General features: G+C 40.9%; 23 protein-coding genes. 20 read left to right on the top strand and 3 right to left on the bottom strand.

Going from position 1 to position 24751, the window contains the following annotated elements:
• The first annotated feature begins 92 nt into the window (after nucleotides 1-92).
• From ABT310_RS04430 to arsM, 3 genes are read left to right on the top strand one after another with little or no spacing between them, the layout of a single operon-like run.
• Nucleotides 93-707 carry a TIGR04282 family arsenosugar biosynthesis glycosyltransferase gene (locus ABT310_RS04430; RefSeq protein ID WP_375325537.1) on the top strand — a complete coding sequence of 205 codons (615 nt, stop codon included), beginning with the start codon at nucleotides 93-95 and terminating at the stop codon, nucleotides 705-707.
• Entirely contained in the window at nucleotides 704-1519 is an 816-nt protein-coding gene (locus ABT310_RS04435) for a purine-nucleoside phosphorylase (RefSeq protein ID WP_375325538.1), read from the top strand. The genes ABT310_RS04430 and ABT310_RS04435 overlap by 4 nt, the downstream gene beginning before the upstream one ends.
• The gene (gene arsM / locus ABT310_RS04440; protein WP_375325539.1) at nucleotides 1516-2481 is read left to right on the top strand and encodes an arsenosugar biosynthesis arsenite methyltransferase ArsM; all 966 of its coding nucleotides are present in this window, start codon (nucleotides 1516-1518) and stop codon (nucleotides 2479-2481) included. Before ABT310_RS04435 ends, arsM begins: the two co-directional genes overlap by 4 nt.
• Nucleotides 2482-2492: 11 nt before the next feature.
• Here the strand turns inward: arsM and ABT310_RS04445 are convergent, their stop codons facing one another.
• From ABT310_RS04445 to ABT310_RS04455, 3 genes are all read right to left on the bottom strand, one after another.
• Entirely contained in the window at nucleotides 2493-3521 is a 1029-nt protein-coding gene (locus ABT310_RS04445) for an N-acetylmuramoyl-L-alanine amidase (RefSeq protein WP_375325540.1), read from the bottom strand.
• The gene (locus ABT310_RS04450; RefSeq protein ID WP_375325541.1) at nucleotides 3522-4442 is read right to left on the bottom strand and encodes a hypothetical protein; all 921 of its coding nucleotides are present in this window, start codon (nucleotides 4440-4442) and stop codon (nucleotides 3522-3524) included.
• Between the two features lie 99 nt (nucleotides 4443-4541).
• Nucleotides 4542-5555, bottom strand: coding sequence for a glycoside hydrolase TIM-barrel-like domain-containing protein (locus tag ABT310_RS04455; RefSeq protein WP_375325542.1), 1014 nt, complete (start codon nucleotides 5553-5555; stop codon nucleotides 4542-4544).
• A 127-nt stretch (nucleotides 5556-5682) separates the two neighbouring features.
• Here ABT310_RS04455 and ABT310_RS04460 point away from each other — a divergent pair, with 127 nt between their 5' ends.
• The 17 genes from ABT310_RS04460 to ABT310_RS04540 all read left to right on the top strand — a co-directional run bounded on the left by ABT310_RS04460 (nucleotide 5683) and on the right by ABT310_RS04540 (nucleotide 24725).
• Nucleotides 5683-7053, top strand: a complete 1371-nt coding sequence (locus tag ABT310_RS04460; RefSeq protein ID WP_375325543.1) for an NAD(P)/FAD-dependent oxidoreductase — start codon at nucleotides 5683-5685, stop codon at nucleotides 7051-7053.
• Nucleotides 7037-8641 carry a 4Fe-4S binding protein gene (locus ABT310_RS04465; RefSeq protein ID WP_375325544.1) on the top strand — a complete coding sequence of 535 codons (1605 nt, stop codon included), beginning with the start codon at nucleotides 7037-7039 and terminating at the stop codon, nucleotides 8639-8641. The genes ABT310_RS04460 and ABT310_RS04465 overlap by 17 nt, the downstream gene beginning before the upstream one ends.
• A gap of 113 nt (nucleotides 8642-8754) precedes the next feature.
• Nucleotides 8755-9444 carry a glycosyltransferase family 2 protein gene (locus ABT310_RS04470; RefSeq protein ID WP_375325545.1) on the top strand — a complete coding sequence of 230 codons (690 nt, stop codon included), beginning with the start codon at nucleotides 8755-8757 and terminating at the stop codon, nucleotides 9442-9444.
• Complete coding sequence (locus tag ABT310_RS04475; RefSeq protein ID WP_375325546.1) at nucleotides 9445-10929, top strand: cellulose synthase family protein; 1485 nt, start codon at nucleotides 9445-9447, stop codon at nucleotides 10927-10929.
• Between the two features lie 5 nt (nucleotides 10930-10934).
• Entirely contained in the window at nucleotides 10935-12287 is a 1353-nt protein-coding gene (locus tag ABT310_RS04480) for a mannosyltransferase (protein WP_375325547.1), read from the top strand.
• A gap of 221 nt (nucleotides 12288-12508) precedes the next feature.
• Nucleotides 12509-13123, top strand: a complete 615-nt coding sequence (locus ABT310_RS04485; RefSeq protein ID WP_375325548.1) for a GNAT family N-acetyltransferase — start codon at nucleotides 12509-12511, stop codon at nucleotides 13121-13123.
• Nucleotides 13124-13201: 78 nt separating this feature from the next.
• A complete protein-coding gene (locus ABT310_RS04490; RefSeq protein ID WP_375325549.1) occupies nucleotides 13202-14389 on the top strand; it encodes an argininosuccinate synthase in 1188 nt (395 codons plus the stop codon).
• Complete coding sequence (gene argC / locus ABT310_RS04495; RefSeq protein ID WP_375325550.1) at nucleotides 14386-15360, top strand: N-acetyl-gamma-glutamyl-phosphate reductase; 975 nt, start codon at nucleotides 14386-14388, stop codon at nucleotides 15358-15360. Before ABT310_RS04490 ends, argC begins: the two co-directional genes overlap by 4 nt.
• A gap of 78 nt (nucleotides 15361-15438) precedes the next feature.
• Nucleotides 15439-16233: a pyrroline-5-carboxylate reductase gene (gene proC / locus ABT310_RS04500; protein WP_375325551.1), complete on the top strand. Its 795-nt coding sequence runs from the start codon at nucleotides 15439-15441 to the stop codon at nucleotides 16231-16233.
• Between the two features lie 2 nt (nucleotides 16234-16235).
• Complete coding sequence (locus tag ABT310_RS04505; protein WP_375325552.1) at nucleotides 16236-17381, top strand: aspartate aminotransferase family protein; 1146 nt, start codon at nucleotides 16236-16238, stop codon at nucleotides 17379-17381.
• Nucleotides 17381-18322, top strand: a complete 942-nt coding sequence (locus tag ABT310_RS04510; protein ID WP_375325553.1) for an acetylornithine carbamoyltransferase — start codon at nucleotides 17381-17383, stop codon at nucleotides 18320-18322. The genes ABT310_RS04505 and ABT310_RS04510 overlap by 1 nt, the downstream gene beginning before the upstream one ends.
• Nucleotides 18319-19065 (top strand): SDR family NAD(P)-dependent oxidoreductase, encoded by a 747-nt coding sequence (locus ABT310_RS04515; protein ID WP_375325554.1) that lies wholly within the window; start codon nucleotides 18319-18321, stop codon nucleotides 19063-19065. Before ABT310_RS04510 ends, ABT310_RS04515 begins: the two co-directional genes overlap by 4 nt.
• A gap of 1 nt (nucleotide 19066) precedes the next feature.
• A complete protein-coding gene (argB, locus tag ABT310_RS04520; protein ID WP_375325555.1) occupies nucleotides 19067-19846 on the top strand; it encodes an acetylglutamate kinase in 780 nt (259 codons plus the stop codon).
• Nucleotides 19843-20919, top strand: coding sequence for a M20 family metallo-hydrolase (locus ABT310_RS04525; protein WP_375325556.1), 1077 nt, complete (start codon nucleotides 19843-19845; stop codon nucleotides 20917-20919). Before argB ends, ABT310_RS04525 begins: the two co-directional genes overlap by 4 nt.
• Nucleotides 20920-21004: 85 nt before the next feature.
• On the top strand, nucleotides 21005-22288 hold the full coding sequence (gene argH, locus ABT310_RS04530; RefSeq protein ID WP_375325557.1) for an argininosuccinate lyase: 1284 nt from the start codon (nucleotides 21005-21007) through the stop codon (nucleotides 22286-22288).
• Between the two features lie 195 nt (nucleotides 22289-22483).
• A complete protein-coding gene (locus ABT310_RS04535; protein WP_375325558.1) occupies nucleotides 22484-23008 on the top strand; it encodes a hypothetical protein in 525 nt (174 codons plus the stop codon).
• 121 nt (nucleotides 23009-23129) lie between these two features.
• A complete protein-coding gene (locus ABT310_RS04540) occupies nucleotides 23130-24725 on the top strand; it encodes a M1 family aminopeptidase (RefSeq protein WP_375325559.1) in 1596 nt (531 codons plus the stop codon).
• The last annotated feature ends 26 nt before the right edge of the window (nucleotides 24726-24751 follow it).

Raw genomic sequence — 24751 nt, forward strand, 5'->3', positions numbered from 1 at the left:
AAAAACTTTAGCACCCCTGCATACCCCAGTGAAATCAAAAATCTACCTATCTTTAAACAGCATTTGACGAACCCATTCTAAAAACAAATGTGTTGAGCAAGAACCTACTTTTAATCCTTACCCGTAATCCCGAACTTGGTAAATGCAAAACCCGACTCGCGGCCAAAGTCGGCGATGAAGCTGCGCTGGAAATCTATAAATTCCTATTACAGCGAACGGTGGATTTTACCAAAAATCTAGCGGTGGAAAAATGGGTTTTTTATTCTGAAGAGATTTGGGAAGAAGATATTTGGGACAACAATATTTATAGTAAAAAGCTTCAAAAAGGGATTGATCTGGGCGAACGAATGAAAAATGCATTTGCTGATGGGTTTAACGCTGGATTTGAAAACGTGATCATCATCGGAAGTGACATGTATCACCTTAGTCAATCCGATTTGGAAGAAGCATTTGCGCAACTGCAAACTCATGATTTTGTCGTGGGACCGGCTGAAGATGGCGGTTATTATCTTTTGGGCATGAAATCCTTGAAAGAAGAATTGTTTCAATCTAAAAATTGGGGTACAGATACAGTTTTGAAAGATACCTTAAAAGACATTTCAACCTTTAAGGTGTCACTTTTGGAAGAAAAAAACGACATAGACCATTACGAAGACATAAAAGATATAAAGGTATTTGAGCCTTTTTTAAAACATATAAAAGAATGACACAGGAACAGTTGAACGAATCTGTTGATTATTTAAAAAAACGAGGATTTGAAACCCCGGAAATTGGTATTGTACTTGGGACAGGACTTGGACAATTAATTGAAAGCATTGAAGACTCCATAGAGGCCCATTACAACCATATTCCCCATTTTCCATTGGCTACTGTTGAATTTCACTCAGGCAAACTGATTTATGGAACCATCGAAGGTAAAAAAGCGGTGGTTATGCAAGGGCGATTTCATTTGTACGAAGGCTATGATTTTGTGGACATCACCTACCCCATTCGGGTGATGCACCAATTGGGCGTTCAAAAACTTTTTGTTTCCAATGCTGCAGGAGCGGTTAACCTCAACTTTAAAAAAGGGGAAATCATGCTGATTGAAGACCATATTAACCTCCAAGGTGGGTCTCCTTTGGCCTTTAAAAACGTGTCCCAATTTGGTAATCGTTTTGTGGATATGAGCCAACCCTACGATGTTCCCATGCGCAACAAATTGGTGCAAATTGCCGAAAAAGAAGGTATATCCCTGCAAAAAGGGGTTTATGCATCCGTTGTCGGCCCACAATTGGAAACAAAGGCCGAATACCGCATGCTAAAAACATTGGGGGCAGATGCAGTTGGAATGAGTACGGTACCCGAAGTAATTGTTGCCAATCATTTACGACTACCTATTGTGGCGGTTTCTGTTTTAACGGATGAATGCGACCCAGACAACTTGGAACCCGTTAATATTCAGGAGATTTTGGATATTGCCGCACGAACCGAACCCAAAATGATAAAATTGTTCAAAGAATTAATAAAAGTAATATGAGCTATTTAGAAGCTACCCAAGACTTATATAAGGAAGCCGCACTCACTCCCGATGTTGGATTGTGCTGCACTACCAATCCCATTTGGCAATTTCCCGGACTTTCCATTCCCAAAATTATGTTGGATATGAACTATGGTTGCGGAAGTACGGTTTCGGCCCAAGATTTGGTAAACAATCCGAAAATCTTATATGTAGGTGTAGGGGGCGGCATGGAGTTGCTTCAATTTTCGTATTTCTCCAGACAACAAAATGGGGTAATCGGTGTGGATTCCGTCGATGAAATGCTGGAAGCTTCCCGCAAGAATTTCAAGATAGCAGAACAGGAAAATGATTGGTTCAAAAGTGATTTTGTGAATTTGGTGAAGGGAGATGCCCTTAACCTTCCTGTTGAAGATGAAAGCATTGATGTGGCAGCGCAAAACTGTCTTTTCAATATCTTTAAAATGGAAGATCTTAAAAAGGCCGTTTCTGAAATGTATCGCGTACTAAAACCACACGGGAGATTAGTGATGAGCGACCCTATTTGTGAACAGCCCATGAGTGACGAACTGCGAAATGACGACCGTCTTCGTGCACAATGTCTCAGCGGCAGTATTCCCTTAAAAGATTACGTACAAGTGTTGACCGATGCAGGTTTTGGCACCATTGAAATTAGAGGGAAAAGATCATATCGTTTGCTTTCGCCCAACCATTATCCTACGGACGAACTTATCCATATTGAATCCGTAGAAATTGCCGCTATTAAAGACCCCATGCCTGAAGATGGCCCTTGTATGTTCACAGGAAAAACTGCCATTTATTATGGTGAGGAAGCGTATTTGGACGATAAAAAAGGACACGTTCTGATTCAAAACCAGCCTTTGGCTGTTTGCGATAAAACGGCGGCCGCACTGTCACAAGTTTCTGATGAAATTTTTATCAGTGAAAGTACATGGCACTACAATGGCGGAGGGTGTTGTTAACCCTCTTCCATTTATTTGGCTGTTGCCGTTTTTGAAGATTCATAATCCAAAAGAATCCCTTCGGAAATCCATTTGGCCAAAGCTTGTCTGTTATCAGGATTCAGAATTCTTCGCTGGTCCTTTTTACTTCGGATGTTTCCTATTTCGATATAGGCCACAGCTGGCAACGTGTTTTTAACCACATACAAACTGCTTCGGTCGCTAAAGGACCCATTGTAAAGTCGGTAAGGCTGAAATTTTTTATACTTCCGCATAAAAGTTTGATGGATGCTTTCGGCCAGTTTTTTACCGTTTTTGCTTTTTTCATGATGGTAAAAGAACACATCAATATTGGTTCCCTTACTACGACTGTCCACGTGGGTAACCAATAAACGCTGGTATTTACCGCGATTGGTCTGGTACAACTTATTTACTGCCTCGGTGCGTTGTTTTAATCGTGCCAACTGTCCCAAGGGAATGGTTTCCGAATCAACAGTTTCATCCGTATCCAGCTCTAAAAGCCTCGCATCTCTAATTCCGTCATTTTCATCTTGTACAATAATATGCACCTCAGCTCCGTGTGAAATAAGCTCCCTTGCCAATCTTAGGGTAACATCGTAAGCGTACTCATCCTCTGCAATCAATTTACCATTGTATTTTTCCACCGCACCCGGGTCTGGTCCGCCATGACCAGAAATCAAATAATACACAGCATCGTCCAATCGATTACTTACGGTATCCACATGGACAAAATCCTCTCCAAAAATGGGATAGGCAGGTCGAATTGTCTCTGTTTCAACCTTTTTATTGACCAAAGTATCGGGCAACATATAGGAACGACCCACATACAAAGCTTCATCTTCACCCAAGTTTTCGGAATTCAATTCAACAAACTGGTTATAGTATTTTGTGGGACTTACTCCGTGTCTTCGCAACAGGGAATAGACCCCATCACCCTTTTCAGCGGTTACTTCGGTAAAAGATTCTTGGGCCAACAAATTGATTGGCATCCATAAAAAACAAAGAAGTACTTTTAAAAAAGTATAAAAATGGGGTTTCATTTAATTCTCAATTTCTAAATCAACATAATCATTCATTATACCATTGCTCAATAAACTTGCCAATTTCTGTTTATCGGTACGCATTGATATTTTTTCTTGTGCAGTTTTAGCATCATCATCGAGCGTTATCAAACTTATGGCAGGTAGAATGTTTCTGGCCAAATAAAGACTGTTTTTATCCTTGAAAACCCTATCGGCCTTGGTGGAAGAAATATTGGAAACACTATTTTTTTGAAATACATTTTGAATGTTTTCGGCAAATCGCTGTCCTTGTTCACTCTTGTTGTAATGATAAACAGCCACATTCATATTTCTTTTCTCCACTTTGTTGTCTGCCCTAATTATAAGAACACGTTGGTATTTCCCACTATTCTGTAGATATTTTTTATTGATGGCCTCTATGTACGAACCCATTTTTTGAGTGTCGGTCAAAGTGGTGCCGTCCTGTTCAATTTTATCCATAATATAGACTTGGGCTCCATTGGTCATCAATTCGGCGGCTACATTTTTGGCTATATCCTGCACAAAGCTTTCATCGCCCAGTTCACCAGTTTCAGCAATCAGATAATAAACAGCCTCTTTAAGTGTTTCACTTTTAAGTGACATTTCCCGCAATTCCTTATCAAAAATGGGAGCTTCAGAATTCTTTTCTGACTGCACCACAATCCCTGTCTTTTTAAACGAGTCTTCTGCAACAGGAACTTTATAGTCTATGCCAACCTTTAAAGCACTACCGTTCTTTAAACTTTCCGTATTTAACTCGAGGAAATCCTTATAGTGCTTTGCGGGATCCAAGCCTTGTTTTCTTAAGAGCGAAAAAATGCCGTCCCCTTGTTCTGCGGTTACCCAATAAAAGTCTTCCTGTGCGGTAATAGTAAAGCAGGCCCAAACCCAAAGGAAAAGGGAAAATACAAACTTCATAAATGTAAATTTTGGGTGGGATGCACTACAAATATGAAGAAAAAATAGAGACAATGTTAAAGCGGAAGGGTAATTTTTCCCACAAAACCAAGCAACTTATTAACTGCCAGTCCTTTTTGCTTGGGCAAAGTGGTTTCGAACCACCAATTCCGCGGGTTTGTTTTGGGGGGTAAACCGATTATCGGCATGGCCGCCGACCTCTTCGTGATCAATAAACCATTTCCAAAGAAATCCGCCAGCGAACCATTCCTCTTCCCAAAATTCATCAAAAATGACTTGAATGGCATCTGCTTGAGCCTTGAGATTTACATTCATTTCCCCACGATCGATCAACCAAGGTTTTTTGCCCGTAAAATCCATACTGCGATATCCAAACTCAGTAAACAACATGGGTTTGTTTTCTTTTTCTACCAAGGTTTGTAATTTGGTTTTCCATCGCTGCCAACCATCTTTCAAAGCTTGTTTGGATGGATCTTTTTCATCCGTGAGGGGAAAATAGGCATTCACCCCTATGTAATCCATTTGGTTCCAAAAAGGAGTTTCATCATATTCATCCCAATTGGCCGCATAAGTAATTTTTCCATGATAAACTTTTCTAACATCGGCAATCAGTTGGTTCCAAAATTCAGGACGGTTTTTTACAAAGGCTTCCAATTCGGTCCCAACACAAAAAATATCAGCTTTGGTTTCTTGCGCCAGCTTGGCATACAGCAAAATAAATTGGGCATAGGAATTTTCCAATTTCTTCCAATCAGCTTCGGTCTTCATCACCATATGACCTGTAAATGCGCCTCTCCAAATCCAAATTTGGGGCTTCAGCATTACTTTTACGCCATTTTCGTGAAGGGTTTGAATGTATTGTTTGCATCCTTCACGGCGCTCCCCATACCATTGTCTATCCGTATTAAAAATGAGTTCGGGCGATTCGGCATCCCTAATAAACCCATAGGGCATGATGGCCGCATAATTGGCATGAATATCCAATACCGGATTTACATGAACCTGCGACACCTCTTCACGGGAGCCGACAAAACTTATCCCGTTCACTTTCTCTGGTTTTGGTGAACTGCAAGACCATCCGACCAGTAATAAGACCCAAATTAAATTCTTCATAACCAATTTAATACCATTCTAAAATACATCAAAAATGATGTATCCCACATTAAAATCTTTCTAAATTATGGCAATGGATTAAGTTCCTTTACTTTAGTACGACTGAAACTGGTATTGAATCAAACCCATGGAACACATTGTAATTATTGGTAATGGAATTGCGGGCGTTACGGCCGCTAGACATATCCGCAAACTATCGGACAAAAGAATTACGATAATTTCTGCGGAAACTGAATACTTTTTCTCCAGAACTGCATTGATGTATGTGTACATGGGCCACATGAAATTTGAGCACACCCAACCCTACGAAAATGGGTTTTGGAAAAAGAACCGAATTGATTTGGTTAAAGGGTATGTCACTTCAATAGATGCCGAGAATCAAAAAGTAATTACAGCAGATAACATTGAAATTTCATACGACAAATTAATTATTGCCACGGGGTCTAAACCCAATAAATTTGGTTGGCCAGGGCAAGATTTGGAGGGAGTTCAAGGCCTTTATTCCAAACAAGATTTGGAGTCGATGGAAGAATTTGCTCCCAATAACAAAGTTTGCAAAAGAGCCGTTGTTGTAGGTGGCGGCCTTATCGGCATTGAAATGGTTGAAATGCTCCGAACCCGAGATATTCCCGTAACTTTTATAGTACGAGAAAGCAGCTTTTGGGACGGAGTACTGCCAAATGCAGAATCCCAAATGATCAATGAACATATTTTGGAGCATCATGTGGACCTAAGACTTAATGCTTCTTTGGATAAAATTATACCTGATCAAAATGGAAGGGTAAAATCAATCATCATAAAAGAGACCGGGGAAGAAATCCTGTGCAATTTTGTTGGCCTTACTGCCGGAGTTTCCCCTAACATCGACTTTTTAAAAGATTCAGGTATCGAAACTGGAAAGGGAGTAAAAGTGAACCGCTTTCTCGAAACCAACATCAAAAACATTTATGCCATTGGCGATTGTGCCGAACAGCACGAAGCTATTGGCAACCGCAAATCGGTTGAAGCCGTTTGGTACACGGGGCGCATGATGGGCGAAACCGTAGCACAGACCATTTGCGGCAACCGAATGGAATACAAACCTGGACATTGGTTCAATTCTGCCAAGTTTTTTGATATCGAATACCAAACCTATGGATGGGTGTTTTCAGAAAGACGCAAAGCTGAGAACGAATTGCATTTTCATTGGCGACATCCCAAGGAAAAAATCTGCATCACCCTTGCTTTTGATAAAGCATCCAACACCTTTTTAGGCATCAATACCTTTGGTATTAGAATGCGACATGAAATTTTTAACCGATGGTTGACGGCAAAGAAATCCATTGATTTTGTAATAGAGCATTTGGTCGATGCAAACTTCGACCCAGAGTTTTACAAACAATACGAATCGGAGATTGTTGCGCATTTTAATACCACTTTTAGGAAATCCATCCAACCTAAAAGGAAAAACTTAAAACGAATTTTCCAGTTCAATAAACATTATGAGCACTGTAGATAAAAGTATGGCCCTTACTGGGCAACCACCAGCAAGTTTAAGCCTTAACCAAAAATTGGCTGTGGTTTTGGGCATGGGGGGCTTGGGTATTTTATTGTTGGCCCTTTTTAATGTGTCCTTCCCCAACAAGAGCCTTTGGCTAACCATTTCCATGTTGGCCATTTCGGCAGGAACCCTTTGGTTTTCTTGGGATGCCTATTCCAATAAACTTCCTGGGATAAAAAATGATGGAGTTTGGTTCAAATCCATTTCAAGTCGTGGACTTTTGGCTTGGATGGCCGGGTTGGCCCTAACCGGATTTTACATCGTACTGTATTTTTATCCTGAATATTTAGGATTGGCCAAAGGCGGAGAAAATACTGGGGTTATCTCCCTTTTTGACCCATTAAGTGAATTATTGAACGGCAATCCCGCCAGTCAATGGTTTGTGTATGGAACACTTTACACCGTCGCAATTCTTATTTTCGGAATTAAATTTCTCTGGAAATACCGACACAATCGATACGAAAGGTTACGGACCCTAAGTGTGATGTTTTTCCAAACGGCATTTGCATTCATCATTCCCGAATTAATGGCCCGTTTGAACGGCCATCAAATTTTAAATGGTGGAAGCCTTCCTTATTACGATCTAAAAAATATCTGGCCACTCAACTATTATAATTTTGAAGGGTACCGCATCAAAATGTTTTTAAGTTCTGGTGATATTGGGTTTGCCCTTTTGGTTTTCGCCATTGCCTCGGTTTTTATCATTACCCCATATCTCACCTATAAATATGGAAAAAGATGGTACTGCTCTTGGGTCTGTGGCTGTGGTGGACTTGCTGAAACGGCTGGAGATGCCTTTAGGCAATTGAGTGATAAATCGGTAAAAGCGTGGAAAATTGAGCGATGGGTGGTGCACAGTGTGGTGGTTTTTGTTACCCTAATGACCACAGCCGTAATCTATTCCTACTTGGGAAATGACACCAGCAAATATTGGTTGACCAAAAGCACCTTTTTAATGGGGGTGGCAACTTTACTCACCCTAGTTTTTGGCTGGATCATGATTTTTAAAAGAAAACAATTGCAAAAAGATGCCCAATATGGAGCCATCGGCTATTTTGTGATCATTATGGCCTTAATAGGCTTTCATTTTTTTAGCAGTGACGGCTATGTGTTCTTGTTCAAATCTGAAACGCTTCGTAAAACCTATTCCTTTTTAATCGGAAGTATTTTTTCTGGAGTTATTGGAACGGGGTTTTATCCCATTTTTGGCAACCGTGTGTGGTGCCGGTTTGGATGTCCCATGGCTGCAATTATGGGAGTTCAACAAAAGTTGTTTTCTCGATTTAGGATTACCACGAATGGAGGCCAGTGCATTTCTTGCGGTAATTGCTCCACCTATTGCGAAATGGGAATCGATGTGCGTGCTTATGCCCAAAAAGGTGAGAATATAGTTCGTGCCAGCTGTGTGGGTTGTGGTATTTGCTCCGCGGTTTGTCCGCGTGGCGTGCTAAAATTGGAAAACGGCCCAACGGACGGAAGAATAGATAGTAATCAAGTTTTATTGGGTAACGATGTGGATTTGATGACTTTAGTGAACAAGAAGTAAGCATCCCGCAAAAGTGATTTCCACCTATTGCATTTTATCGGTTAAATAGTCCAAGTTCCATTTAAAAGTTTAGTTTTGGCAACTGCTAACATTAACTAACACCAATTTGCCTAGTGACTGATATTAAAGTCATTATCCCTGCATTCAACGAAGCGGATTCCATCGGCAAAGTGGTTGATGAGCTACCCAAACACGTTTCTGAAATAATTGTTGTGGACAATGGTTCCACAGATACAACAGCCGTTGAGGCCAGCAAAGCTGGTGCTACTGTTTTATCTGAAAGCAACAAAGGATATGGTTTTGCCTGCCTAAAAGGTCTGAAATACATTTCCGAACAATCCAAAGCACCCGATATTATCGTATTTATCGATGGAGATTATTCCGATTATCCTGAAGAATTGGACAAAGTTGTAGCTCCAATTTTGGAAAATAGGGTGGTTTTTGTGGTTGGCGCGCGAAAAAAATCACTGCGCGAACCAGGCTCTATGACTCCACAACAGGTTTTTGGGAACCAATTGGCCACATTTTTAATGCGTCTGTTTTTTAGGTCAAAATTTACGGATTTAGGACCTTTTAGGGCAATTAAATATGATAATCTCAAAGAATTGAAAATGCAGGACACAACTTATGGGTGGACTGTGGAAATGCAGTTAAAAATTTTAAGAAAAAAAATGCCATATACCGAAGTACCAGTGCGTTACAAACGAAGAATTGGGGTTTCAAAAGTATCAGGTACAGTAAAAGGTACTATCTTTGCTGGCATAAAAATCTTAGGTTGGATCTTTAAATACAGTTTAAAATAAATGGGACTAACAATCGCTTACATCATCATCGCAATTTACAGTACAGCCTTAGTTTTGATTTTTATGTACAGTCTATCGCAATTGAATCTTTTGATCAATTACTTAGGCTACAAAAAACGAAATGAGGAAGCACCAAAGTTCAACCTTTTGGATCCAAAAGAGATTCCATTTGTCACCATCCAACTTCCCATTTATAATGAAGAATATGTTGTTGAACGTTTGTTGGACAACATCGCCAAAATAGAATACCCAAAAAGTAAATTGGAAATCCAAGTGTTGGACGACTCTACGGACGATTCGGTATTGGAAACAGCAAGCAGAATCGAAGAGCTTCAAAAAACTGGATTGGATATTCAGCATATCCGCAGAGAAAACAGAAAAGGATACAAAGCAGGTGCCTTAAAAGAAGGGCTTGAAATAGCCAAAGGTGATTTTATCGCCATTTTCGATGCTGATTTCCTTCCCGAAGGTGATTGGTTAAAGAAAACCGTGCCTTACTTTAAAGATGAAGAAATTGGTGTGGTTCAAACCCGTTGGGGACACATCAACCGTGATTATTCTACCCTAACCAGGATCCAGGCCTTTGCTTTGGATGCCCACTTTACCTTGGAACAAGTAGGACGAAACTCAAAAGGACACTTCATCAACTTTAACGGAACCGCAGGTATCTGGAGAAAAGAATGCATTTTGGATGCAGGAAACTGGGAAGGCGACACCTTGACCGAGGATTTGGATTTGAGCTACCGTGCCCAATTGAAAAACTGGAAATTCAAATACTTGGAAGACGTGGAAACTCCAGCCGAGCTTCCTGTGGTGATCAGTGCGGCCCGTTCGCAACAATTCCGTTGGAATAAAGGTGGAGCTGAAAATTTTAGAAAAACAGTGTTGAGCGTAATCAAATCAAAAAATATTACGTTCAAAACCAAGTTCCATGGGGTAATGCACTTGTTGAACAGTTCTATGTTCCTTTGTGTGTTCACCGTAGCTTTGTTGAGCATTCCCATGTTGTACATCAAAAACACCTACGGACATTTGGATTGGATTTTTGAGGTGACCAGCTTTTTTATTCTGAGTACCATTATCCTTTTTGTTTGTTATTGGTTCACCTATAAAAGTATTCAGGGAAGCAGTTTCGATAATTTTGTGGATTACATCAAACTTTTCTTTACTTTCTTTTCGGTTGCTTTGGGCTTTTCATTGCACAATACCGTTGCCGTTTTGGAAGGACACTTAGGTAAACGAAGTGAATTTGTGCGCACGCCAAAGTTCAACATCAACAATCTAACCGACAGTTGGAAGGGCAATAAATACCTGACCAAAAAATTGTCTCCGAACATGATTTTGGAGTTTGCCTTAATGCTGTATTTCTTATTTGGAATGTACAGTGCTGTTCCTTTGAACGATTACGGATTGTTCCCTTTCCATTTAATGTTGTTCTTAGGTTTTGGATTTGTGTTTTTTAAATCCCTTACCTCTAAGGCCTAACCACCATGCAATCTTATTGGCGACTGCATAGATACCCGATACTTTTTGCTGTCGCTTGTTTATTGTTTTATTGGAGCTTTGCCTACCATCTGGTTCGTACCGATTATGTAAAGCTCTTTATGCTTTTTGGGGCACTTTTTTATCTGTACTATAAATTAATGCAGTTCGAAAAGTGGAACTTTAAGTTCCTTTTGGTCGTCGGCATTCTTTTTCGATTGGTGTTTCTGTTTGCCGAACCCAACCTTTCACAAGACTTTTACCGGTTTATTTGGGATGGTGAACTCATTAAAAATGGTGTCAACCCATATCTCTATACCCCTGACCAAATCATCGAGCAAGGCAAAATTGTGTTTGCCAATATGAAAGAACTTCGTGAGGGAATGACAGACCTCAATGCAAGACACTTTAGTAATTACCCTACCGTAAACCAGCTCTTTTTTGCCATTTCCGCATTTTTAGGTGGCGGTAGCGTATTGGGCTCCATGATTGTGCTGCGACTCATCATTATATTGGCCGATTTGGGTACGCTCTATTTTGGTCGAAAGTTGCTGCAAAATATCAACCAAGCCAATCACATGGCATTTTGGTATTTCATCAACCCTTTGGTGATTATCGAACTAACGGGCAACCTCCATTTTGAAGGTGTAATGCTGTTCTTTTTTGTGTGGGCCGCTTATTTAATTTCAAAAAACAAATGGCTTTGGGCCACTCCTATTTATGCCCTTTCCATCATGGTGAAATTAATGCCACTTTTATTTCTACCCATTTTCCTGAAATACCTGGGCCTTAAAAAAAGTGCAGTGTTCTATACCTTAACAGGAATCGGATGCTTAGTGTTGCTCCTCCCATTTTACTCTCCCGTTTTTATCGATAATTATTCGGACACCCTAGCGCTTTGGTTTCACAATTTTGAGTTTAACGCCAGCATTTATAATGTGGTAAAGAAAATTGCGGTGACCTATTTCCAAGCCAAACCTTGGGAGCTGATAAACACCTATGGTAACTTAATTGCCAAAATTGTAATTGGGCTGGCTTTGCTCATTACCTTTATTAGAAAAAACCGTAGTCTACAATCGGTCATCACTTCCATGACATTGCTATTGGCATCCTATTACTTTCTATCCAGTACCGTGCATCCCTGGTACATTGTTTTTTTATTGGGCATGGCCATTTTTACAGAATTGAACTTCCCCTTGGTATGGTCTGCCACCGTTATCTTAAGTTACTACACCTATTCGAATCCAGATTTCAAGGAAAATTTATGGTTATTGGCCGTTGAATACATTTTGGTCTTCGGCGTTTTTCTTTATGAAATGATAGGTAAAGGTTCAAAAAAGTTATATTTCTTTAAAAATTGAACCACACTCCTATCACTATTCGAATTAATTTGTACTTTTAACCCTCAATGAAAGGACAAAACAACATATTATTTCCTGTGAGCGTACTTACGCCCATCAGTCCATTCACACCCCGCCGCCGTCGCCCGTAAGGGTGCATACTTTTTTATGGAAATAGGTGAGTCCATTTCCGCATTGAACTTCCAATTATTTATTATTTTTTTTCAGAATAAACGCTTGCAATGGATATTGTAGTTGCTAACGAATCACATTTTAAATACGCACAGATCATCAGTGACACCATCACTGAATCGGCCAAGGTACGCGGTACAGGTATCGCACGCCGTACCCCGGAATATATCATAAAAAGACTTCAAAACGGAAATGCCATCATCGCTTTGGATGGTGATAAATTTGCTGGTTTCTGCTATATCGAAGTTTGGGGAAACAAAGACTTTGTAGCCAATTCAGGATTGATTGTGCATCCTGATTATAGAAATCAAGGTTTGGCCAAAAAGATTAAAAAGGCCGTTTTTGAACTATCAAGAAAGAAATTTCCCGATGCCAAAATTTTTGGTATCACCACCGGTTTGGCCGTAATGAAAATGAACTACGAACTTGGTTATAAACCCGTTACATTTTCCGAACTTACAGATGATCCTGAATTTTGGAAAGGATGCCAAACCTGCAAGAATTTTGATATTCTGACACGTACCGATAGAAAAATGTGTTTGTGCACGGGTATGTTGCACGATCCACATGCCAAAAAATCGGAACCTGAAAAAATAAACAAAAAGGCTTTTCAGCGGTTGAAGAGCATTAAAGAAACCCTTTTTCTAAAAAAGAAAGACAAATAATACGGTCAGTGCGGGCTGTTATCCTGAGCACAGCGTAAGGAGCAGTCGACTTGACAACAAAACATAAAGTATAATAAAATGAAAAAATTAGTTTTAGCCTACAGTGGCGGATTGGACACCTCCTATTGTGCAAAGCACCTATCTCAAGAAGAAGGCTTTGAAGTACACGCTGTAAGTGTGAACACTGGTGGATTTAGCAAGGAAGAAATTAAAGAAATTGAAACCAAGGCAATTGCTTTGGGTGCCAGTTCATATACTTCCATTGATGCCGTGACCACCTTTTATGAAAAAGTGGTAAAATATCTCATTTTCGGAAACGTACTGAAGAATAACACCTATCCACTTTCCGTAAGTGCAGAACGAATTGTTCAGGCCATTGAAATTGTGAACCATGCCAAAAAATTGGGAGCTGGGTATATTGCTCACGGAAGTACAGGAGCTGGAAACGACCAAGTGCGTTTCGATATGATTTTTCAAATTTTGGCACCAGAAATTGAGATCATCACCCCAATTAGAGATAAAAAATTGGCAAGGGAAGAAGAGATCGCATACCTACAACAAAACGGTATCGAATATTCATGGGAAAAGGCCAAATATTCCATCAACCGTGGTCTTTGGGGAACTTCCGTTGGGGGTTCCGAAACCTTGACCTCACATCTTTCACTTCCAGAAAGCGCCTACCCGAGCCAATTAGAAAAAGAATTGCCCAAAGAATTGAAATTGACGTTCAAAAAAGGGGAATTGACTGCAATTGACGGTGAAGAGGGCACTCCAGTGTCGAATATTGAAAAACTTTCAGCCATTGCCTCCAAATATGCCATTGGAAGGGATATTCACGTGGGAGATACCATTATCGGAATCAAAGGAAGGGTTGGTTTTGAAGCCGCCGCACCTTTGATCATTATAAAAGCGCACCATTTGTTGGAAAAACACACCTTGAGCAAATGGCAACAATACCAAAAAGAGCAATTGGGCAACTTCTATGGCATGTTGTTGCACGAAGGAAATTATTTGGATGAAGTGATGCGAAACATCGAAGCCTTTTTAACCGATACACAGAAAAATGTTTCGGGCGACGTATTTATCACGCTTTACCCATACAGATTTGAATTAAACGGAATTGCTTCCGAGCATGATTTGATGAACGCTTCCTTTGGAAGTTATGGTGAAATGAACAAAGGTTGGACCGCTGACGATGCCAAAGGCTTCATCAAAATATTGTCCAATCCAGGCAAAATTGCAAACCACGTAAACCAAGATTCATGATCACAGCAGGAATCATAGGAGGTTCTGGATATACGGGCGGGGAATTAATCAGAATTCTGATCAATCACCCTCAAACCAAAATCGACTTTGTATACAGCACTACTAGAGCCGGAAAACCGATTACATCGGCCCATCAAGACCTATTGGGGCAAACCGACTTGACGTTTTCAGGGGAAATCAATCCAAATGTAGATGTGGTTTTTCTTTGTTTGGGACATGGGAATTCAACTTCATTCTTGAATGAAAATAAATTTTCAGCTTCCACAAAGATCATCGATTTAAGCAACGATTTTAGGTTGCAGGCAGATGCTAATTTTAATGGGCAACGTTTTATTTACGGGCTTCCCGAATTGAACAAATCCGCAATTCAGTCCGCAGGGGCCATTGCCAACCCAGGATGTTTTGCGACTGCCATTCAATTGGCTTTATTGCCATTATCCAAAGCTGGATTATTGAACAACGAAGTGCATATTAATGCGGTTACGGGCAGCACAGGAGCGGGAGTTGGTTTGTCCGCCACCTCTCACTTTAGCTGGAGAAACAACAACGTGTCTTGGTACAAACCATTCACCCATCAACATTTGGGGGAGATCGGAGAAAGCTTGAATTCCTTTGGAAAACATGTGGGCAAACTATTTTTTATGCCAAATCGTGGGAACTTTACCCGTGGTATTTTGGCAACTGCCTATACCAAATATGACGGAACCTTGGAAGAGGCCAAAGCGCTTTACCAAGATTTTTACAAAGATGCCGTTTTTACCCATCTTTCGGATGAGGAACTGCATTTAAAGCAAGTGGTGAACACCAACCAGTGTCACATTCATTTGCACATGCACGAAGACCTTTTGCTGGTGACATCGGCCATCGATAATTTATTAAAAGGAGCCTCTGGACAAGCCGTTCAGAACATGAATTTGATGTTCGGTTTCCCTGAAACCGAAGGTCTATTGTTAAAAGCAGGAGTATTTTAAATAAACGTACCCTGAGCGGAGCCGAAGGGAACATTAAATAGATTCCTGCCTACACAGGAATGACAAAAAAATAAAACCATGAAAGTAGCCATCATAGGAGCAGGTAACTTGGGATTGGCCATTGCAAAAGGTATTTTACACAGCAATGGGGCCACCACCATGTACCTCACCAAAAGAAACACAAAGACCATTCAGGAATTTGAAAAATACGGTAATGTAACCGTGACTTCGGATAACCAAGAAGCCGTTAAAAACTCGGATATCTTGATTTTCGCAGTTCAACCAGGTCATTTTAGTTCCATTTTAGAGCAGACTAAAGACTTGTTGACTGAAAAGCACGTGATTATTAGCACCATCACAGGTTTCCGTATTCCAAGAATTGAAGAGATTATCGGTTCAGACAAATTTATCATCCGTAGTATGCCCAACACGGCAATTTCCGTAGGGAAGTCAATGACTTGTATTTGCTCTAACGAATTGGGCAAAAAACGCATTGATTTGGCCAAGGCCATTTTCAACCGTATGGGCCACACCTTGGAAATTCCAGAGGAACAAATGCAGGCCGCAACCGTAATCTGTGCCAGTGGCATTGCTTTTTGGATGCGATTGATCAGGGCAACCACACAAGGTGCCATTCAATTGGGATTTGATGCAAAGGAAGCCCAAGAATTGGCGATGCACACTTGCAACGGTGCCGCCAGTCTTTTAATTGAGTCAGGAAGTCACCCTGAAGAAGAAATTGACAGGGTAACCACCCCAAAAGGATGTACCATTGAAGGCTTGAACGAAATGGAACACCAAGGATTGAGCTCTTCTTTGATCAAGGGAATTGTTTCTTCCTATGAAAAAATTAGCCACATCAGAAAAGCATAACAATGAAATTATTTGATGTTTACCCCCTCTACGATGTAACCCCTGTTTCTGCCAAAGGCATTGAAGTTTGGGACGACAAAGGAGAAAAATATATGGATTTTTACGGAGGCCACGCGGTAATTTCCATTGGCCATACTCATCCACATTACGTAAAACGAATCAAGGACCAATTGGACCAAATGGCGTTTTATAGCAACTCGGTTCAAAACCCTTTGCAAGAAGCCTTGGCTGAAAAACTTGGCACTTTATCGGGCTGTGAGGAATACGATCTTTTTATGTGCAATTCAGGAGCGGAAGCCAACGAAAATGCGCTAAAAATGGCCTCTTTCCACACGGGAAAATCCAAAGTGATAGCCTTCAACAACGGATTTCACGGAAGAACCTCAGCGGCAGTTGCCGCTACCGACAACCCAAGCATCAATGCGCCCATCAACAAGCAGCAAGAAGTTACTTTCTTAGCCTTGAACGATTTTGATGGGTTCGAAAAAGCCATCACTTCGGATGATTATTGCGCTGTGATTTTGGAAGTCATTCAAGGAGTTGGTGGTCTGGATGAACCCACTACGGAGTTTTATCAGTTTATCGCCGAAAAGTGTAAGGAAAACAATGTGGTCTTGATTGCCGATGAAGTGCAATCTGGATATGGTCGCAGTGGAAAATTCTTTGGATTTCAGCATCATACGGGCACTGAGCGTAGTCGAAGCGTACAGCCCGACATCATTTCGATTGCTAAAGGAATGGGTAATGGATTTCCTGTTGGTGGCGTGCTAATCCATGAAAAATTTAAACCCTCATACGGACTTTTGGGAACCACTTTTGGTGGAAATCACTTGGCCTGTGCCGCAAGTTTGGCCGTTTTGGAAGTTTTGGAAAACGAAAACTTGATTGAAAACGCTGCAGAACTTGGCACCTTTTTCAAAGAAAAAGCTGCTGAGATTCCTGAAATCAAAAAAGTGAAGGGCCGTGGACTTATGATAGGTCTCGAATTTGATTTTGAAGTAGCTGAACTCCGCAAAAAAATGATTGTGGAACAGCACATGTTCACAGGTAGTGCCAAGAACAAGAAACTGTTGCGATTTCTACCTGCACTGAACATCACCAAAGCCGACATCGACCTATTTTTTGAAGGTCTTAAAAAAGCATTGTAATGAAGAATTATTTATCCGTAAACGATATAGAATCGCTCCCCCAATGGGTAGACGAAGCAATTAAACTAAAAAAAGACCCTTATCAATTTGAAGATTTGGGCAAGCATAAAACCATATGCCTGTTGTTTTTTAATAACAGTCTAAGAACCCGGTTGAGTACGCAAAAAGCAGCCATGTATTTGGGTATGGAAGTCATGGTGATGAATTTTGGCAACGAAGGCTGGGCTTTGGAATATGGCGATGGCACGGTAATGGACCAAGGTACATCAGAACACATTAAAGAAGCTGCCCAAGTGGTTTCACAGTATTGCGACATTGTGGCCATTAGGGCATTTGCAGGGCTTCAAGACAAAGCAAAAGACGAATCGGAAGAGGTCATCAACGGATTTGCCAAATACGCATCCATCCCTGTGGTGAATATGGAAAGTTCCGTGGGGCATCCTTTGCAAGCATTAGCGGATGCCATCACCATGGAAGAAAATAAATTGGACAGGAAACCAAAAGTAGTTTTGTCGTGGGCACCACATCCCAAAGCTTTGCCGCATGCCGTGGCCAATTCTTTTGTGGAGATGATGAAATTGCAGGATGCAGATTTTGTGATTACCCATCCGGAAGGCTACGAACTGAATCCAAAAATTACCAAAGGTTGTCAAATTGAGTATGATCAAGAAAAGGCTTTGAAAGATGCAGACTTTGTGTATGTGAAAAACTGGAGCAGTTATAGTGATTATGGACAAGTGTTGAACAAAGACACTAACTGGACCATGACCGAAAAGAAATTAGGCAAGGCAAAATTCATGCATTGCCTACCTGTTCGACGAAATATGGTTGTGGAAGATGCGGTATTGGATGGCAATCAATCCTTGGTGGTGGAACAGTCCAAAAACAGGATTTTTTCAGCTCAGCTTGTATTGAAAAAAATATTGGAAAACTTAAAATGAAATTAAAAGGTAAGGTCTGCATTGTTACTGGGGCGACCAGTGGAATGGGAAAAGCAATTGCTCAATCCTTTGCTGCTGAAGGTGCCCAGCTTGTACTTTCTGGTCGCAACCAAGAAAGAGGAAAGGCTTTGGAGGAAAGTTTGGGTAATGCCATTTTCCTTTCTGGAGATATCACAGACCCATCCTATAACAAAAAATTGGTCGATACCGCTATCGAGGAATATGGCAAACTGGATATCCTTTCATTGAATGCTGGGATTCTTGGTTTGGGAAATGTGGAGGAACTGGACATTGAATCTTGGCAAAACACCATGAATACCAATCTCAGTTCCATATTTTATCTTTGCAAATATGCGCTTCCCCACTTATTAAAAGAGCCTCAAGGAAACATTTTGATAAATGTATCCATTGCAGCCTTTAAAAGTTTCCCCAATCATCCAGCCTACTGTGCCTCAAAAGCGGCATCTGTGGCTTTAATGAAGCAGATAGCAGTGGAATATGCACCGAAAATTAGGGTAAATGCCCTATGTCCTGGTCCAGTGGACACCCCTTTGTTATGGGAATCCGCCAAGGCATTCAAAAATCCAGATAAAGCGGTAGAAGACGCAAAAAATGCAACACTGTTAAATAGATTGGGCACACCTGAAGATGTGGCCAAACTAGCACTTTTTCTAGTTTCCGATGACAGTTCATGGATTACGGGAACCACGGTAACCATAGATGGTGGGATTATAAATACATAGTATGAAACAAAAATTATCCATAGTTAAAATAGGCGGCAACGTTATTGAGGATGCCGAAGGATTTGAGCATGTACTCGGTCTGTTTTCCAAAATGGAGGGAAATAAAATCTTGGTACATGGTGGCGGAAAAAAAGCGACCGAACTAGGGAATAAACTAGGTATCGAATCTAAAATGGTAAACGGCAGACGAATTACGGATGCCGACACCTTGGATATTGCCCTTATGGTGTACGGAGGCTTGGTGAGCAAAAAAATAGTGGCCAAACTGCAAGCTTTGGGCACCGATGCCATAGGGATGAGCGGTGCCGATGGAGACGCCATTCGAGCGCATAAACGACCAAAGAAAAATGTGGATTTTGGATTGGTGGGCGATGTAGATATGGTAAACACCTATGCGATTTTTAAATTGCTTCAAGCTGGATTTACCCCCATTTTTTGTGCTTTAACGCACGATGGAAAAGGCCAAATGCTGAACACTAATGCCGATACCATTGCAGCGGAAATCGCCATTGCCATGTCCGACCAGTTTGAAACCACACTTTATTATTGTTTTGAAAAGAAAGGGGTACTTCAAGATGTAAATGATGAAAATTCGGTGATTCGACATATCGACTCCAAGGGATATGATGAACTTTTGGCCTACGGCATTATTGCCGACGGAATGCTACCAAAGATGCACAATTGCTTTTATGCGCTGCGCAACCATGTGGCCAAGGTTTGTGTGGGAGACAGTAGTATGCTCGAAGCCAACAACCCCGATTTTACGACTTTAACTTTATGAAAATAACTCAAGAAATACTTACAGAAAAAGCCATTGCTTTATTAAAGGAACTTATTTCCATTCCCTCATTTTCGGGTGAAGAGGACAGAACTGGGGATGCCATTGCCGCTTTTCTTCAAAGTTTTGGGATTGAGACCCAAAGGCAATACCACAACATCTATGCTTTCAACAAGCATTTTGATGAAAGTAAACCTACCCTTTTGCTCAACTCGCACCACGATACGGTAAAACCGAACAATGCTTACACCAAAGACCCGTTCGATCCTCATGTTGAAGACGGAAAACTGTACGGTTTGGGAAGTAATGACGCAGGAGGTTGTTTAGTTTCCCTTTTGGCCACCTTTGTTCATTTTTATGACAAAGAAGGGTTGAGTCATAATATAATTATGGCCGCCACGGCGGAAGAAGAAGATGCGGGCGAGAAAAGCATTCGAGCCCTACTTCCTATTCTACCAAAGATTGATGTAGCCATTGTAGGTGAACCCACTTTGATGGATTTGGCCATTGCCGAAAAAGGATTGGTGGTGTTTGATGCCGTAGTGGAAGGAACCCCATCTCACGCAGCGCACCCAAACGATGATAATTCCATTTATAACACTATTGAAGTGCTCCAATGGTTCAAGGATTATTCGTTTGAAAAAGTTTCCGAAGCTTTGGGCGAGGTAAAATTGACCGTGACCCAAATCAATGCAGGAAAACAGCATAATGTAGTGCCATCACAGGTGGACATGGTGGTGGATGTTCGCGTGAACGATTGCTATACCAACCAAGAAATTGCAGATTTGCTTCAAAAAGAGGCCCCCTGCAAAATGACACCGCGTTCACTACGTTTAAATTCCTCCAACATTGACCCAAATCACGATTTGGTGAAAAGTGGAGTGGCGTTGGGCCGAGGCACCTATGGTTCACCCACCTTATCCGACCAAGCGGCATTGAGCTGTCAATCGGTAAAATTGGGCCCTGGGGATAGCACACGCTCCCACTCGGCCAACGAATTTATTTATGTAGACGAAATTGTGGAGGGCATAGACCTTTACATTAAAATCCTAACGGGATTTTTACACCAAAATTGAAAATTGGGCCCTGAGCGAAGTCGAAGGGCAATAGATATCGAAATTATTAGATTCCCGTTTTCACGGGAATGACAAAACTGAAATTATGAAACTCTGGGACAAAGGATTCAGTACCGATAAAAAAATAGACCATTTTACCGTGGGCAACGACCGCGAACTCGATTTGGTGCTTGCTAAATACGATGTGATCGCTTCCAAAGCGCATGCAAAAATGCTGGGCAAGGTTGGACTTCTTTCCGAAGATGAAACTAAAGATTTGATCAAAGGATTGGATGAAATTGCCAAGGACATCGAAAAAGGAAAGTTCACCATTGACAACGATTTTGAGGATATGCATTCCAAAATCGAATTTATGTTGACGGAGAAACTGGGCGATACCGGTAAAAAAATCCATTCGGCTCGTTCCAGAAACGATCAAGTTTTGGTGGCCATGCAATTGTACCTAAAAGATGAGCTCATTGAGATTAAAAGTCAGGTCAAAGAACTTTTTGATTTGCTGATGAAGCTCGCTGAGAAACACAAAAGTGTTCTGCTGCCTGGCTACACCCACCTACAAATTGCCATGCCCTCCTCGTTCGGACTTTGGTTTTCTGCCTATGCCGAAAGCTTGATTGATGATCTGTACTTTGTACAGGCTGCCCATAAAGTGGCCGACCAAAATCCATTGGGAAGTGCCGCAGGTTACGGAAGTTCTTTCCCTATCGATAGAAGTTTTACTACCCAAGAAATGGGCTTCGACACCCTAAAATACAATGTGGTGGCCGCACAAATGGGCCGTGGAAAAGCAGAAAAAGCAACAGCATTCGGAATTTCGAGCGTGGCTGCCACCCTATCCAAAATGGCGATGGACATTTGCCTGTACATGAGCCAAAATTTTGATTTTATTTCGTTCCCGAACGAGCTTACCACGGGAAGCAGCATTATGCCACACAAGAAAAACCCAGATGTTTTTGAATTGATCCGAGCAAAATGCAACAAGATTCAGGCGGTGCCCAACCAACTGATCTTGATCACCAATAATTTGCCGAGTGGTTACCACCGAGACCTGCAATTGGTGAAAGAAGTGATTGTTCCTGCCTTGCAGGATATGCAAGCCTGTTTGGAGATGATGACCTTTAGTTTAAAGGAAATAAGGGTGAATAAAACCATTTTGGAGGACCCAAAATACGACTACCTGTTTAGTGTGGATACCTTAAACGAATTGGTAAAAAGCGGCATGCCGTTCCGTGATGCCTACAAAACCATGGGCAAGGCCATAGAAAATGGCAACTTTAAACCCAAACGCGATATTGAACACAGCCACGAAGGCAGTTTAGGCAATTTGTGTTTGGAGCAGATAAAAGAGAAAATGGATGCTGTTTTTGACTAAAATTCATCATTTATTTTCATACCATACAATTTTGTCATTCCCGCTTTCGTGTGAATCTTTTTTTCTGATTCGTCAATTCAAATGACCTATCCGTCAATTGGGGTGCGATTTTAATTGTAGTAAACATTAGTTTCAATTCTGTCTTCCGTTAGGCAAGTATCGGACGATAAAATCTTTAAAAACGATTCATATTCTTTGAAGTTAGCTACAATAATGACAAAAAATTATCTAATTATATTACTAATAATTCTACCATCTGTATGCAGTGCCCAAGAATACTCTCAAGAAAAAATTAAGTTGTTAATTGAGAAACTTGACCAAATGTCAGCATTTCGATATTGGGATCATAGATATTATGAAAATGGTAAGTATGAAAAGGTAAAGGCTACCAGTTATAGAGTGGTTGGTAAATGGACAGATAATAAATCTTATGCAGATACAACCTTTGTGGATAACAGTACTCATAAAACTTTTCTAGAAATTGTTGAGAAATCTACATTAAAAGATTTGTTTATAATGAGTAATCATAAATCACCAAATATTCGGGTTTATGCTTTTTGGGCGTTTATCAAACGAAAAGATAAAAGAAATGCTCTTAGAATATTACAAGCTGAAACAAACAGAAAACAAGAAAAGGTTTGGTATGATGGAATGGGTGATTCTCTTGAGGAGTTTACAACAATTAGACTGATGATTAATATTTATAGAGGATTACTGTAGCTAACATGGCTATAATTGCCATTTCAAAAACTCCCTTTTTTAATTTTTGGGTTCCTGCAAAAAGTCATACAAGCTCTTTCCCAAAATTGTATCTTGAGCCATCAACTATAATGGTTTATTTATGCAACTTCGAACTGTAACCTTTGTATTCACTTTTATTTTTGCTTGCCTCACTGGAAATGCCCAAGACGTTTATCAAAAAAATGAAGCCGTAGATGTGCAACACTATGTTTTTGCACTAGATCTGAACGATGCTAACAACCAAATTAAAGGAGAAGCACAGGTAACCGTACTTTTTAAAGACAAAGCGGTTCCTTTTGCTTTGGATTTAATTCAAAAATCGGGTGTATTCGGCATGGAAGTTACCGAAGTGTTGGATGGTGGTTCCAAAGCCAACTATTCTTATGCCGACAACAAAATCAAGATTGTTCCAAAGTCAACTTTAGATGCATTACAAACCTATACCATCTCATATCAAGGGATTCCGGAAAGAGGATTGGTCATCGACACCACCAAATTTGGAAAACGCTCGTTTTTTGGCGACAACTGGCCCAATTTAGGCAGACATTGGTTGCCCTCCGTGGATCATCCGTACGATAAGGCCAGTTTGGAATTTCATATCACAGCTCCCGAAAAGTATGATGTGGTGGCCACAGGTAAAAAAGTAGAGGAAAGCAATCTGGAAAACGGATACAAACTCACCATTTACAAAGAACCTGCTCCCGTTGCCATAAAGGTGGTGACCATTGGGGTCACGGAATTTGCAAGTCGTGTTGTGGATGATGTGGATGGTATCGAAGTTTCGGCCTGGGTGTACCCGCAAAATAGATTGGAAGGTTTTGGTGATTATGAAGTGGCTGGCAATGTGCTTGAATATTTCATCGACCATATTGGGCCCTATTCTTATGCAAAATTGGCCAATATGCAGGCCAAAACCCAATGGGGTGGTTTGGAAAATGCGGGTACCATCGCCTATTTTGAAAATTCGGTAACGGGCAACAAAACCGTAGAGCCCTTGATTGCACACGAAATTGCGCATCAATGGTTTGGGAATTCCGCAACGGAGAAAAGTTGGAACCATGTTTGGGTGAGCGAGGGATTCGCGACCTATTTCAGCATTTTGTACCTCGAAAGTGTGTATGGTGATGAACGCAGAAAAGAAGATTTGGCCATCGATAAGCAACAAATTTTTGATTATTACCGAAAAAATCCTGCGCCCATTGTAGACCTATCCATAAAAGACCCGATGAAAGTGTTAAGCACCAACTCCTACCAAAAAGGAGGTTGGGTGTTGAACATGCTACGTCATAAATTGGGCGACGGCGTTTTTTGGGAGGGTATTCGTCACTACTACGCCACCTACCAAAACGGCAATGTGCTGAGTGAGGATTTCCAAAAATCCATGGAAGAGGCTTCTGGCCAAGATTTGGACTCCTTTTTTAAGCAATGGTTGTATGTAAAAGGACATCCGCAGCTCAAATGGGAATGGGATTATGCCAATGGCAAGGTAAAAATCAACTTGGAGCAACAACAAGACCATCATGTGTTCCAATTTCCTGTGGAAATAGGGTTGGTTAAAGATGGCAAATTGACCATCAATACCTTAGACATTAAAAACAAAAAGGAAAGTTTAGAACTTGAATTTGAAGGCCAACCCGAATCGGTTGTTTTGGATCCCAACGAGTGGACGTTGTTTGAGGATATGGGGAAAATATAACTTTAAGTTATTTAGTTTTTCCTTAC

The organism is Flagellimonas cixiensis (genome assembly GCF_042134615.1).
Classification (GTDB): domain Bacteria; phylum Bacteroidota; class Bacteroidia; order Flavobacteriales; family Flavobacteriaceae; genus Flagellimonas; species Flagellimonas cixiensis.